This window comes from Streptomyces sp. adm13(2018), from assembly GCF_008042145.1.
Lineage (GTDB): Bacteria > Actinomycetota > Actinomycetes > Streptomycetales > Streptomycetaceae > Streptomyces.
Genome location: NZ_RDBH01000113.1, coordinates 1,054 through 13,860, shown reverse-complemented (window position 1 = coordinate 13,860; position 12,807 = coordinate 1,054). Strand labels below are relative to the sequence as shown.

Here is a 12,807-nt window from a genome sequence, read left to right as displayed (position 1 = left end):
CTTACCGCGTCTATTCCGGCTTGGCGAATTCTTTATCGGTGGCATATATCACCCGGCGTCAACCCCTCCTTACGGTCGCGTAGGTCACATCCCGAAGGGAAGGATGTGCTCCCGTGGCAGACGATTCGAGATCAAGAGACCAGCACGCATTCGGGTCGTACGCGGCGATCGGTGACAGCTTCACCGAGGGCGTCGGAGACCCCGGGCCCGCCGGGACGTACGTCGGCTGGGCGGACCGCTTCGCGGTGCTGCTCGCCGACCAGCTGCCGGAGCACGACGCCTTCCGCTACGCCAACCTGGCCGTACGCGGGCGCCTCCTCGACCAGATCGTCGCGGAACAGGTCCCCCGGGCGAAGGAACTCGCCCCCGACCTGGTGACCTTCTGCGCCGGAGGCAACGACATCATCCGCCCCGGCACCGACCCCGACGAGGTCGCCGAGCGCTTCGAGCGCGCCGTCGCCGGACTCACCTCCGCCGTCGGCACCGTCATGGTGACCACCGGCTTCGACACCCGCGACGTCACGCTCCTCAGGCACCTGCGCGGCAAGATCGCCACGTACAACGGACACGTCCGCGCCATCGCCGACCGCTACGGCTGCCCGGTCCTCGACCTCTGGTCCCTGCGGTCGGTCCAGGACCGGCGCGCCTGGGACGCCGACCGGCTGCACCTCTCGCCCGACGGCCACACCCGCGTCGCCCTGCGCGCCGCCCAGGTCCTAGGCCTGCCGGTGCCGGCCGACCCGGACCAGCTGTGGCCGCCGGTACCGGTGCGCGGCCCGCTGGAGCTGCGCCGCGACGACATCCTCTGGGCCAGGGAGTACCTCGTGCCCTGGATCGGACGCCGACTGCGCGGCGAGAGCTCCGGCGACCACGTCGAGGCCAAGCGCCCCGACCTCATGCCCCTCTAGGCGCCGGCCGGCGGCGCTACGACGGCGGGGATCCGCTCCAGGACCCCGCCGGCGAACACGTCGTACAGCGGCAGCGTCTCCAGGTGGACGTACCCGATGTGGCAGTCGCAGACGGCGAGGGGGCAGGCGCGGGGGCGCAGGGCGGCACGGTACGAGCCGTCGTACAGGTTCCCCAGCTCGGCCTTGACGAAGTGGCAGCGCCGTACGGTCCCCTCGCCGTCCACCGAGATCACCGACTCGCCCGTCCGGCACGGCAGCCCCGCCGAGCGGTGCGGCTGCCGGCTGTACGGGAACAGCGGATCGATCCGCGTCCACTCCTCGGCCTCCGCGTCCGTGTACGTACGCCCCTCCGCGGCGTTCACCCACAGGTAGACGTGCGACGGCAGCGCGGCCCGCAGCCGCCGGGCGTCCTCCGCGTGCTCGGGGAGCCCGACCACCCCGACGCTGAACCGGATGCCCCGCCCGGCCAGTTCCCCGCACTTGGCGAGGAACCGGTCGTACGGCGTCTGCCCCGGGTGGTACGTGCACCAGAGCGCCACGGCCTCCGGGTCCGCCTCCGCCAGCCAGTCCGTCCGGCAGCTCAGGTTCGTCTGGATCGCCACCCGCTCCACGTGCGGCAGTCGGGACAGCTCGACGAGAGCCCGCCGGTACCAGGAGCGGACCAGGCCCTCGCCCCACGGGGTGAAGAGGACGCGCAGCCGGTCCCCGGTCTGCCCGGCCGCCCACCCGGTGAACCGTTCGAGCGCCGCCCGGTCCGCGCGCAGCTGCTCCCGGCTGTCCCGGCGCTTGGCGAACGGGCAGTACGGGCAGTCGAAGTCGCAGGAGGACAGCGGCCCGCGGTAGAGCAGCGTCAGGTCCATCCCCCCGTCCCGGGGGAGCGGCGCCCCGGGGGCGGCCGGCTGCCGGAACTCCGGCGGTGTCAGATCCACGGCCACCCCTACTTCGGCTCGTACGCGGCCATCGCGGCCCGCACCGAGGGGGAGAAGAGCTCCGGGCCGAGGCCGTCCGAGTGGGCCAGGCCCTCGGGGGAGAGCCGCAGCAGCCCGGCCGGCGCGGCCGCGTCCAGCCAGCCGAGCGCCTCGAACCGGTCCAGCTCCGCGGGGAAGTCAGCGAAGGGCGAGGCGCCGAACCGCTCCTCGTACCCGGCGACCGGCATGCCCTCGGCCTGGAGCAGGGACTGGAGCAGATGACGGCGCCGGGCCTCCCCGGCGTCGACCCAGCGGCCGACCTCGGCCCGGGAGAAGTCCGCGGTCTCCGTGTAGGCGTCGATGATCGTGCGGATCTCCCGCATCTCGACGGCGTAGTCGAAGGAGTAGTGCAGCGCCGAGGTGTACGAGCGGGCTCCGCAGCCGAGGCCGATCATCCCGTCGGTCTGGCAGGCGTAGTCGTCGGGGCCGAGCGGCGCGGCGTCCGTCCGGCGGAACATCCGCATGGACACCTGCTCGTAGCCATGTCCGAGGAGGTGGTCCCGGCCGTACCGGTAGAGGCGCAGCCGCTGCTCGTCCCACTCCCGGTCAGCCGCGGGAGAGATCCGGCCGAGGCCGGTGAGCGGCCGTACGTACAGCGGATAGAGGTACAGCTCCTCCGGGCGCCAGGCGAGCGCGGCGTCCAGCGAGGCGCGCCACGACTCCTCCGTCTGCCCGTCGATGCCGTAGATCAGGTCGATGTTGAGCACGGGCACGTCGGTGTCCCTGATCCGGCCGAGGGCCGACTCGACGTCGGCGCGGTGCTGCGGCCGGACGGCCGCCCGCGCCTCGGCCTCCACGAAGCTCTGCACCCCGATGCTGAGCCGGGTCGCGCCCCGCTCGGCGAGCAGGGCGAGGCGGTCGGCGGTCGCGGTGGACGGCGAGGTCTCCACGGACAGCGGCACGGCGCGCAGGTCCACCCCCATCCGCTTCTCGGCGATGTCGCAGAGCCGCTCCAGCTCGCCGGCGGTGAGGAAGGTGGGGGTGCCTCCGCCGAACGCGGCCGTGGCGAACCGCACCGGGTCCCGGTCCCCGAGGGCCTCGCGGACGGTCGCGGCCTGGCGGTCGAGCGCGTCGAGGTAGCGGGTGGTCAGCTCGTCGGGGGCGCCGATCCGGGTGAACAGGTTGCAGAAGCCGCAGCGGACCTCGCAGAACGGTATGTGCGCGTAGAGGGAGAGCGCGTCCTTCGGCTCGTCCCGCCAGAGCGCGGCGAGCGAGGGAGCGGGCGCGGGCAGCGGCCGGTACGCCGTCTTGTGCGGGTAGGCGTAGACGTAACTCCGGTACGGGCGCGGGGCGGCGGTGTCGCTCATGCGGCGGCCTCCCGCTCCGGCCCGGCGAGCTCGAACTGCGCGTACGGCACCGTCCAGACGACCTCGTGGCCGAGGCGGTGACCGGTGTACCCGTCGTCCCCGTAGGCGGTGCCGTGGTCGGAGGAGACGATCGCGAAGCACGGGCGGCGGCTGCTCATCGCGGCGAAGAGCCGCCCGATGTGCCGGTCGACGTACTCCAGGGCCGCCGCGTGGGTGGCCCGCGAGTCGCCGGCCTCGCGGCCGGCGCCCGGCAGGTGGAACCAGTTCGGCTGGTGCAGCGCGGACACGTTGACGAAGAGGAACAGCCGGCGCTCCCGCGGGAGGCCGGCGACGACCTCCTCGGCGCGGGTGACCTGGGACTCGAAGGAGGTGGGGGAGGCCACGCCGAACGACGGGTCCCAGTGGCTCTCCTGGAACAGGCCGGGGAGCACCGTGCCGAGCGGCGGCTGCTTGTTGAAGAAGCCGACGCCGCCCACGCAGACCGTCCGGTAGCCCGCGCCCGCGAGGGCGGAGACGAAGTCCGGGGTGTCGTGGACCCAGGTGCCGTCGGCGGTCGTCTCGCTGCCCGCGAAGCGGGCGGCGAACAGCCGGGGGTGCGGCCCGGGGGAGGCCGGGGTCGGCAGGAAGCCGGCGAAGATCGCCTGGTGGGAGGCGTAGGTGAAGCTGCCGGGCGCGTGCCGCCGCTCCCAGACGCCACCGGGGAGGTGGCGGGCCAGGTTCGGGATGCGGCCCTCGGCGGCGAGCTCGGCCGCCACGTCGAACCGCAGGGTGTCGAGGGTGACCAGGAGCAGGTCGTGGCTCCCGACGATCCTGTTCATGTCGGGCTGGTTCACGCGGTGCTCGTTCCTGTGGTGCTGGTGCTGGTGCTGGTGGGGATGGGGAGGTGTGGGGGGTGCGGTGGGCGGGCGGGAACAGGGCGGCGACCTGGGCCGCGTAGGTGTCGAGGCCCTCGGCGCCGCTGCCCGGCAGCCCCGTGAGGCCCGGCAGCAGATCCCCGAACGCGTTGACCTCGCCCACCGCGAACCGGCGCCAGCCGGCGGTCGGCAGCAGGTCGACGCCCACGCAGCGGGTGCCGGGGAACGCCCCCGCGGCCCGCTCGCACACGCCGAGCGCGTCCGTCCACCGCGCGCCCGCCGCAGCGATCGCGGCCCGGGCGGCGGGGAGGTCGCCCCGCGCCCCGCCCAGATGGAGATTGGTCAGCGGAGAGCGGCTGGTGCGCAGCACGGCGTGGGTCGCCCGGCCGTCGATCACCACCACCCGCAGATCGGCCGCCCGGCCGCCCTGCGCGGCCTTGGGCAGCCAGCGCTCGACGTGCAGCCCGTCGGGAGCGAGGGCGTCCACGATCGCCCCGACCTCGCGCTCGCTCGTATAGCGCCGCACCTTCAGGGAGTTGAAGAGGTGTCCGGCCGGACCGCGCTCCACCGAGGTGGTGGCGTGGACCCGTCCCGCGCCGTTCGTCTCGACCGCGAGCACCCCCGAGGCGGAAGAGCCGTGGGCGAGCTTCACGAAGACCCGGCGCATCCCGGGCTCGGCGGTCAGGGCCCGGACGTCCGCCCAGCCCCGCACGAGGGGCGCCGAGGGCCCGGAGGTCGGCGATCCGGGCACCGGGACCCCGGCGGTGCGGAGCAGCCCGTGGCTCAGCCGCTTGTCGAACAGACCGGCCAGTTCGGCGGGATCGTCGACGAGCACGGCGCCCGCCCCGGCGGCGGACCGGGCGAGGTCGGCGGCGGCCGCGACGAACCGCGCGTACCAGCGGCCGGTGCCCTCGACGCGGGCCGGATCGTCGACCCCGCGGAGCAGCCGGTCGGCTTCCGGGTCCTCGCCGGGCGAGTCCAGCCGTACGGTCTCGCCCTCGGCGAACCGCGCCGTCCCGCGCAGCACCTCGGGCCAGGAAACCACCCGCGCCTCGGACAGCCCGGCGGACCGCAGCGCGCCCTGGAGCAGCGCGACGCGGCGGCCCGCCGGGACCCCGACGACCACGAGGCGCGGGTGGGCGGTCATTCGGCGACCGCGACGTAGCGCCAGACCCGGCCGTCCTCCTCCTCGTCGGCCTCCTGCGCGTCGTCGAGGTCGACGTCCACGCCGTGCGGGGCGAGCGCGGCGAGCACCCGCTTCCGCACGGCGTCCGACAGGTAGTGGTGGGAGAGGTCGAGGCGGGCGAGGTGGGTCAGCGGCTGGCCGTCCAGGAGCGCCGCCGCGCCCTCGTCCGTGAGGACGCCCATGGACAGGTCGAGGCGCTCCAGCCGGGCGACGACCGGGGCGCCCGCCACGGCCGCGGCGACGGCGTCCTGGATCACGCTGTTGCACAGGCCGAGCGAACGGAGGGCGGGGAACGCCGCGCCGGAGAGCAGCGGCGCGAGGTCGTCGGGGGTGCTGTCGCCGCCGTACTCGTCGGTCCCCAGCCAGAGTTCCAGGTTCTCCAGGGCGGGCAGGTCACTGCCCACGATCCCGCGCACGACCTCGGCCCCCAGGCCGCCGGTCTCCACGAGCAGGGTCTCCAGGGCGGTGTGCCGGATCGCCGGGAACGCCAGGTCGGTGCCTCCGCGCACACCGAACTCCCGCAGGGCCGGGTAGGCGGCGAGCAGCGGGGTCACGTCCGACTGGATGATCCAGGAGATCTCGCAGTCCTCGCCGGTCATGTCGCCGAGGAAGACGGCCTCCAGGGAGGTCAGCCGGTCGTTGGCGGCGATGAGGGCGGTGACGATGTCCGCCGACGAGTTCTCGTAGGCCTCGTCCCAGCCGCCGACGACGAGGGCCCGCACCCGGCCGGTGTCGACCGTCTTCAGGAACCGCTCGAACCGCGGTCCCCACTGCTCGTCGCCTTCGTCGCAGTAGGTCGGCGAGGACAGCCGCCAGGCGACCGCGGCGGCGTCGGGCAGCGCGACCCGGCCGTCCGTGTCCGCGTCCGGGAACGCGAACACGGGCAGCCCGTGGAATTCCTCGAGGTACTGGCCAACGGTCATGACTGGAGCTCCCGGCGACGGACGGTGTGGTGCGGCTGATGCAGAGAGTTCTACCAAGCGGCACCGACAACGCCCTCCGGCGGGTCTCCGTCCCGGAGGCCCGGGCCGGAACGGACCGCCGGGAGACCGGGGACGGCCGGTGGTCGGGGCGTTGTCAGACCCGCCCTCTAGCGTCGTTCCCGTGTTCGGCCGTACCGGGCCGGACGGGAGGGGAGAGGCATGTACCGGCAGGGAGACGTACTGATCGCGCCCGTCGAGGAGACGGCCGTTCCGGCGCGGGCGAAGACGGCGGCGGGGGAGCCGAGGGACGGCCGGGGGCGGTTGGTCCTGGCCCTCGGCGAGGTCACCGGCCACGCCCACGCCGTCCCCGGGCCCGGCCGGCTCGTCCGGGAGCCCGGGCCCTTCGGCCCGCTGCTGCTCGAACTGCCCGAGGGCGGCCGGGTGGTGCACGAGGAGCACGCCCCGATACCGCTGCCCAAGGGCTGGTACCGGGTGGTGCGCCAGCGGGAGTACGTGCCCGGGGCGTACCGGATCGTCGCGGACTGACCGAGAGAGACCTGGGGGCTTCCACATGAACCACGCCGACATCACCGACGCCGGACCGAACCGCACGACCGCACTGGACAGGTGGCGGTCCGTCGCCGCGGCCACCGGGCCGGCCGACCGCGCCGCCGCGGAGGCCGGGGTCCGGCTCGCCTACCGCACGGCGGGGCTCGCCGAGCCCGCGCGCGTGCTCTGGGCGGACTCGCCGCTCGCGGCCGTCGCGCTCGTACGGGGGCTGAGCGGTCAGGGCCGCTCGGTCCGGGACGAGGTGCGCACCCGGCCCTGGGCCGAGGAGCGGCGCCGACTCCACGACTCCCTCGGTCCGGCCGGCTGGGCGGCCCACTGGCAGGCGACCGGGGCCCCGCTGTGGGACCTCACGCGCGGCCTGGCCGACCGGATCCGGGTCGGGGTCACGGAGGCGGCGACGGGCACGGGGCCGGCGGCGTCCGCCGGGCCCGCGGCCGGTGCGGCTGCCGACGCGGCAGAGGGTCCGACGGCCGGTCAGGCGGCCGGTGCGGCAGACGGTCCTACGACCGGTCCGACGGCCGGTCAGGCGGCCGGTGCGGCAGACGGTCGCGCCGTCGGGTCCTCCGGCGCGGGGTCGCGTCCTGAGCCGTCCCGACGGGCGGTGACCGCCGTGCGGCTCGTGCTGCTCGACGCGGTGCTCGGCCAGCACGACGCGGCCTGGCTCGCCGCCTTCGACGGCCACGGCGACCGCCTCGCCGGACTCGCGGCCGTCGCCGTGCACGCGGGCTGGTGGTGGCCGTTCGAGCACGTCGCCGTGGTCTGCGAACGGCCCGTCGAGCTGCACCGCGACGAGGCCGGGCGGCTCGACCGGGGCGACGGCCCCGCGCTCGCCTTCGCCGACGGGTTCGCCCTGTACGCCTGGCGCGGGATGACCGTGCCCGCCGACTTCCTCGCCGGGCTCGCCGGCCTGACGCCCGAGCGGATACGGGCCGAGGAGAACGCCGAACTGCGGCGCGTGATGCTGGAGTACTACGGCTACGACCGCTACCTCGCCGTCTCCGGCGCCCGGCACCAGCACCGCGACGAGACCGGGGTGCTGTGGCGGATCGAGCTGGACGACGACGAGGACGTGGCGATGGTCGAGGTGGTCAACTCCACGCCCGAGCCCGACGGCAGCCACCGCACGTACTGGCTGCGGGTCCCGCCCACGACCAGGACCGCGCGGGAGGGCGTCGCCTGGACCTTCGGGCTGCACCCCGACGCGTACGAGCCGCTCGTCCAGACCTGAGAGCGGGCCCGTTCGCTGCGCGACTGGTACGGAGAGGTGAAGGGCGCGGGCGGCCGGGAGTGGCGCGCGGGAGGGCGCGGTGACGGGTGCTGGGATGTGCCCGCCGGAGCCCCGGCAGCCACCCTCGAAGGGACCGCCCGTGACGATCCGCCGGCCCAGCGCCGCCCGTACCGCCCGTCTGCTCGCCGCCACCGCCGTCCTCGGCGGCCTGCTCGCCGGTACCGCGGCGCCCGCCCTGGCCGCCGGGCCCGGGCGGACGGTTCCGCGTACCGCCCGGGTGGAGGCGCCGGCCACCGTCACCGTCTCCGGCCAGGGCCGCGCGTCCGCCGCGCCCGATCTGGCGATCCTCTCCATCGGGGTCGAGGCGAGCCGGCCGACCGCGAAGGAGGCGATGGCCGCACAGCACACGGCGGCCGAGACGCTGCTCGCCGTGCTGGACCGGCAGGGGATCGCCGAGCGGGACATCCGTACGGACAGCCTCTCGCTCTCGCCGGTCTACACGCAGAACGCCCAGGGCGAGAGCAAGGTGACCGGTTACCAGGCCGGGCAGTCCTTCTCGGTGAAGGTCCGCGAGCTCGACCGGGCCGGGCAGGTCATCGGTGCCGTCAACGACGCCACGGGGGACTCGGGCCGGATCAACGGCGTCGTCTTCGACGTCGCCGACCCGTCGGCCCTGCGCGCCAAGGCACGGGAGGCCGCGTACCGGGACGCCCACGACAAGGCGGCGCAGCACGCCCGGCTCAGCGGTCACAAGCTGGGCCGGCTGGTCTCGCTCAGCGAGGGCGAGTCCGCCCGCCCCGGCCCGGGCGCCGCCCCTGGCGTCGCCCACGACGAGACGGGCGTCCCGCTGGCACCCGGCGAGATCGAGGAACAGGTGACGGTTTCGGCGGTGTTCGAACTGGTCTGACCTGGGCGGGGGGGTTCGCCGCACGAGGACCGACCCGCGCGCGTTCCGCGCGCGGGTCGGTCCTCCCGATCGGGGTCAGGCGTCAGGCCAGGCGTCAGGTGTCTGAGGGTGCCGGGGGATCGGTGTCCCCGAGTGGGGTCACGGGGTCTCCGGGGGTCTGCTCGCCGTCGGGAAGGTTCAGCTCGCGGGTGAGGGCGGCGTCGGCCCAGCGGAGCATCGCGCTGCGGGAGAGCGAGCCCGCGTAGGCCGTCGTCTGGACGGCGAGGCCGTCGAGGAAGGCGGTGAGCCGCCACGCGGCGGCCGCCGGGTCCGCGCAGCGGAACTCCCCGGCCTCGGCCCCCTCCGCGATCACCCGGGTCAGCGCCGTCTTCCACTCCTTGTCGAGGGAGGCGGCGACCCGGCGCAGCTCGGGGTCGCGCAGGGAGGCCGCCCAGCCCTCGATCCACAGCCGCCAGCCCTTGGCCTGGCCGGTCGGCGCGTACCAGCGGACGGCGGCGCGCAGGCGGCGCACGGCGCTGGAGCGGCGCCCGAGGAGCCGCCGCAGATGCGCGAGGTCGGCCTCGGCGGCGTGGGCGAAGGCCGCGGCGACCAGCTTCTCCTTGGAGGAGAAGTGGTACAGCACCAGCGCGTTGCTCACCCCGAGGGCCGAGGCCACGTCGGCGATCCGGACAGCCACGACCCCGCGCGCCTCGATCTGCTCGACGGCGGCCCGCAGCAGCTCCTCCCGCCGCTCGGCCACGCTCAACCGCACTCTTGCCACGTCACGCACCTTACACAGCACGTGACGCGGGCATGATCGGCCGTGCCGTCGGCGGAACCGGGGGTTCAGTACCAGCCGTAGCGCTCGGCGATCAGCGGGAGGCGTTCCTCCACCAGCGCGTGCGCCGCGGCGCGCGGGCTGGTGCCGGCCGCCTCCGCCCGGTCGAGGACGTCGCCGACGAGACCCCGCATCGCCCCGCGCACCCGCGAGAACGCCTGGTCGGCGTCGGCCTCGATGTCGCCGAAGAGGGTCCACCACCACCAGGCGTTGGTGCACGAGTTCACGACCACGTCGGGCAGCACCGTGATCCCGCGTGCGGCGAGGGACTCCTCCGCCTCGGGCAGGACCGGCATGTTCGCCGCCTCGGCGATCCAGCGGGCCGTGATCCGTCCCTGGTTCCCGGCGTCGATCGCGTACGAGACGGCCGCCGGGACCAGCACCTCCGCCTCGGCCGCGAGCCAGGCGTCCCCGGGCTCCTCCCGGTCGCCGGGCCGCAGCGCGGAGCGGTCGACGGCGCCGTGGCCGTCCCGGGCGGCCAGCAGCGCCTCGACGTCCAGGCCGGCCGGGTTGACGATCGTGCCGCGGACGTCGGCCACGGCCACCACGCGCAGTCCCGCGCGGGCCAGGAACCGGGCGGTGGCCCCGCCCATGGTGCCGAGCCCCTGCACCGCGACCCGGGTCCCGGCGTGGTCCCGGCCGGCCCGGTCGAGGGCGGTGAGGACCGACTCGGCGACCCCGAGCCCCCCGACCAGCTCGTCGAGGCCGATGCCGCCGACCTCGATCGCGAAGGCGTCCGCGAGCCGCGCGCGGGCCGCCGCCTCGTCGTCCAGGAGCGGGTACACGGCCTGCACGGAGGAGACCAGCCCCGCCTCGGCCACGGCCCGGTCCACCAGGTCCTGGCTGAGGCCCAGGTCCTCCCCGGTGGTCCAGAACCGCTCGACGTAGGGCCGCATCGCCCGCAGGTAGCGCACGAGGACGCCGTACGCCTCGGGGGAGCGGGGGTCGCAGTCGATACCACCCTTGGCGCCGCCCAGCGGCACGTACCGGCCCTTCGGGTCGTAGTGCAGCGCCTCCTTCATGGTCATCCCGCGGGCGAGCCCGGCGACCTCCGCGGCCGTGCAGCCCTCCCGCATCCGCAGGCCGCCGCTGGCCACCCCGCGCACCAGCCGGTCGATCACCAGGTGGCCCCGGTGACCGGTCACGTGGTCGGTCCAGCCGACGGAAAGCAGCGGGTCGGAAGGCATCGGACAGCTCCTCGTGGGGGGTGGGGGACCGGTCGTACCGACCGGTACGACCGGGTGATACTACTGAACGGCGGTTCAGTACGGCTGACCGCCCCGACCGTTCGCGGGCCGGTCCGCCCATAATGGAACGACCCAGAGATCAGGAGGTCCAGTGACCGGTACCGGCTCCGACCGTTCGCCGCGCGCCCGGCTGCGCGCGCTGCGCCCCGAGTCCTTCGGCGCGGACCCCACGGGCGAGCGCCTCGCCCGCATCCACCGCTCGCCGAACTTCGCCGACGGGATCTTCCAGAACCCCGAGCCCGCCCGGCGGGGCCCCTCGGGCTCCGGCGTCGAGTTCGCCAAGATCTACTTCGACAAAGAGGGCCGCTCGCGCCGCGCTCCCACCGGCACGATCCCGGTCCACCCCACCACGGTCGCCGACCTGGCCAGGCCCCCGGCCACCGGGCTGCGGCTGACCTGGATGGGGCACTCCGGCGTCCTCGCCGAGATCGACGGCCACCGGGTGCTCTTCGACCCGGTCTGGGGCGACCGCTGCTCCCCCTTCCCGTTCGCCGGACCCAAGCGGCTCCACCCGGTGCCCGCGACGCTCGCCGCGCTCGGCCCGGTCGACGTCGTCGTGATCTCCCACGACCACTACGACCACCTCGACCTGCCGACGATCAAGGCGCTCGCCACCACCGACACCGTCTTCGCCGTGCCGCTCGGCGTCGGCGCCCACCTGGAGCGCTGGGGCGTGGCCCCCTCCCGGCTGCGCGAGCTGGACTGGAACGAGTCCACCGAGATCGGCGACCTGCGGCTGACCGCCACCCCGGCCCGGCACTTCTGCGGCCGAGGTCTGCGCAACCGGCAGATGACGCTCTGGGCCTCCTGGGTCGTGACCGGCCCCGCCCACCGGATCTTCCACAGCGGCGACACCGGCTACTTCTCCGGCTTCAAGGACATCGGCGCGACCCACGGCCCCTTCGACGCCACCATGATCCAGATCGGTGCGTACTCCGAGTTCTGGACCGACATCCACATGACCCCCGCCGAGGGCATGCGGGCCCACCTCGACCTCCAGGGCGGGGCGCCCGCCGGGGTCATGCTGCCGATCCACTGGGGCACCTTCAACCTCGCCCCGCACCCGTGGGCCGAGCCGGGGGAGGGCACCGTCGAGGCCGCCGCCGGAGCCGCCCAGCGGATCGCCCTGCCCATCCCGGGCGAACCCTTCGAGCCGGGCTCCGAACGGCTGCCCGACCACCCCTGGTGGCGCTCCGTCGCCCGGGCCCCCTCCGAGGGCTGGGCGGCCCCGGCCCCCGCCGGCGGTGACGCCGGGACCGTACCCGCGCCCGACGGCGACGCGGACCCGTCCTCGGGCGGACCCGGCACGGACACCGGCCGGGGGGCGCCGGAGGCGGCGCGGACCCCCTGAGACCGGGAGCGGGCCGGACGGGCCCGCACTCCGCCGGTCGGGAGGCCGGTCGGGACGGAGGTCGGGCGGCCGGTCGGGCGGCAGCTCCGCGGAGGGCGGAGGCGTGAGAACGCCTCCGCCCTCTCGCGTTCCCGCCCCCGGCGATCTCCGTCCGCTCCCCACGGGTTTCGGCCGACGCTTCTCGGCCCGCGGCGGGCCGGGCGTCACCGGAACGGGTTCGCCCGGGGGTGGATTTGCCAACTGTGCACCCCACGTGAACGGTTGACGACTACAGTGTGTCGCCGGTGACCATCGCAGGGTGACGCGGGCGTCCCGTCGCGCACCCCGTGGACCACCTCGCGCAGCACCCCCTGTCGTCCACCCCCGCAGCTCACCGCAGTACAGCGCTTCCTGGGCACGTACGTACCAAGGACACCCATGTCTCAACTTCGCGCACCCGCCCCGCGGTCCGGCGCGTCCTTGTCGACGGGCGTCAGCAGGAGGTGGCCGACGGGGTCGTACGTCATGGCGTGCCTCCGTGGCGGGGCGCGACGGCCGGGAC

11 protein-coding genes and 1 pseudogene are annotated in these 12,807 nt (G+C 75.1%); 5 read left to right on the top strand and 7 right to left on the bottom strand.

What is annotated here, in order from left to right:
• The first annotated feature begins 113 nt into the window (after positions 1 to 113).
• Positions 114 to 908, top strand: coding sequence for an SGNH/GDSL hydrolase family protein (locus tag EAO70_RS10030; protein WP_148002659.1), 795 nt, complete (start codon positions 114 to 116; stop codon positions 906 to 908).
• Here the strand turns inward: EAO70_RS10030 and EAO70_RS10025 are convergent.
• The 5 genes and pseudogenes from EAO70_RS10025 to EAO70_RS10005 all read right to left on the bottom strand — a co-directional run bounded on the left by EAO70_RS10025 (position 905) and on the right by EAO70_RS10005 (position 6,146).
• The gene (locus EAO70_RS10025) at positions 905 to 1,768 is read right to left on the bottom strand and encodes an STM4011 family radical SAM protein (protein ID WP_148002987.1); all 864 of its coding nucleotides are present in this window, start codon (positions 1,766 to 1,768) and stop codon (positions 905 to 907) included. The two genes, EAO70_RS10030 and EAO70_RS10025, sit on opposite strands and share 4 nt — an antisense overlap.
• Before the next feature lie 77 nt (positions 1,769 to 1,845).
• Positions 1,846 to 3,183, bottom strand: coding sequence for an STM4012 family radical SAM protein (locus tag EAO70_RS10020; RefSeq protein WP_148002986.1), 1,338 nt, complete (start codon positions 3,181 to 3,183; stop codon positions 1,846 to 1,848).
• Positions 3,180 to 4,001: an STM4013/SEN3800 family hydrolase gene (locus EAO70_RS10015; RefSeq protein ID WP_148002985.1), complete on the bottom strand. Its 822-nt coding sequence runs from the start codon at positions 3,999 to 4,001 to the stop codon at positions 3,180 to 3,182. Before EAO70_RS10015 ends, EAO70_RS10020 begins: the two co-directional genes overlap by 4 nt.
• A 61-nt stretch (positions 4,002 to 4,062) precedes the next feature.
• Positions 4,063 to 5,184 (bottom strand): annotated as a pseudogene (locus EAO70_RS10010) (STM4014 family protein); the annotation flags it as partial.
• Positions 5,181 to 6,146, bottom strand: coding sequence for an STM4015 family protein (locus EAO70_RS10005; RefSeq protein ID WP_148002658.1), 966 nt, complete (start codon positions 6,144 to 6,146; stop codon positions 5,181 to 5,183). The gene EAO70_RS10005 and the pseudogene EAO70_RS10010, both read right to left, overlap by 4 nt.
• Positions 6,147 to 6,365: 219 nt before the next feature.
• Between EAO70_RS10005 and EAO70_RS10000 the strand changes: the two genes are divergently transcribed.
• The 3 genes from EAO70_RS10000 to EAO70_RS09990 all read left to right on the top strand — a co-directional run bounded on the left by EAO70_RS10000 (position 6,366) and on the right by EAO70_RS09990 (position 8,851).
• Positions 6,366 to 6,692: a hypothetical protein gene (locus EAO70_RS10000; RefSeq protein WP_148002657.1), complete on the top strand. Its 327-nt coding sequence runs from the start codon at positions 6,366 to 6,368 to the stop codon at positions 6,690 to 6,692.
• 25 nt (positions 6,693 to 6,717) lie between these two features.
• Positions 6,718 to 7,944 carry a DUF6745 domain-containing protein gene (locus EAO70_RS09995; RefSeq protein WP_148002656.1) on the top strand — a complete coding sequence of 409 codons (1,227 nt, stop codon included), beginning with the start codon at positions 6,718 to 6,720 and terminating at the stop codon, positions 7,942 to 7,944.
• A 139-nt stretch (positions 7,945 to 8,083) separates the two neighbouring features.
• On the top strand, positions 8,084 to 8,851 hold the full coding sequence (locus EAO70_RS09990) for an SIMPL domain-containing protein (protein ID WP_148002655.1): 768 nt from the start codon (positions 8,084 to 8,086) through the stop codon (positions 8,849 to 8,851).
• Positions 8,852 to 8,945: 94 nt separating this feature from the next.
• Here the strand turns inward: EAO70_RS09990 and EAO70_RS09985 are convergent, their stop codons facing one another.
• Positions 8,946 to 9,611, bottom strand: coding sequence for a TetR/AcrR family transcriptional regulator (locus EAO70_RS09985; protein WP_315986227.1), 666 nt, complete (start codon positions 9,609 to 9,611; stop codon positions 8,946 to 8,948).
• A 65-nt stretch (positions 9,612 to 9,676) separates the two neighbouring features.
• Positions 9,677 to 10,855, bottom strand: a complete 1,179-nt coding sequence (locus EAO70_RS09980; protein ID WP_148002654.1) for a glutamate dehydrogenase — start codon at positions 10,853 to 10,855, stop codon at positions 9,677 to 9,679.
• Positions 10,856 to 11,006: 151 nt separating this feature from the next.
• Between EAO70_RS09980 and EAO70_RS09975 the strand changes: the two genes are divergently transcribed.
• A complete protein-coding gene (locus EAO70_RS09975) occupies positions 11,007 to 12,266 on the top strand; it encodes an MBL fold metallo-hydrolase (RefSeq protein WP_148002653.1) in 1,260 nt (419 codons plus the stop codon).
• The last annotated feature ends 541 nt before the right edge of the window (positions 12,267 to 12,807 follow it).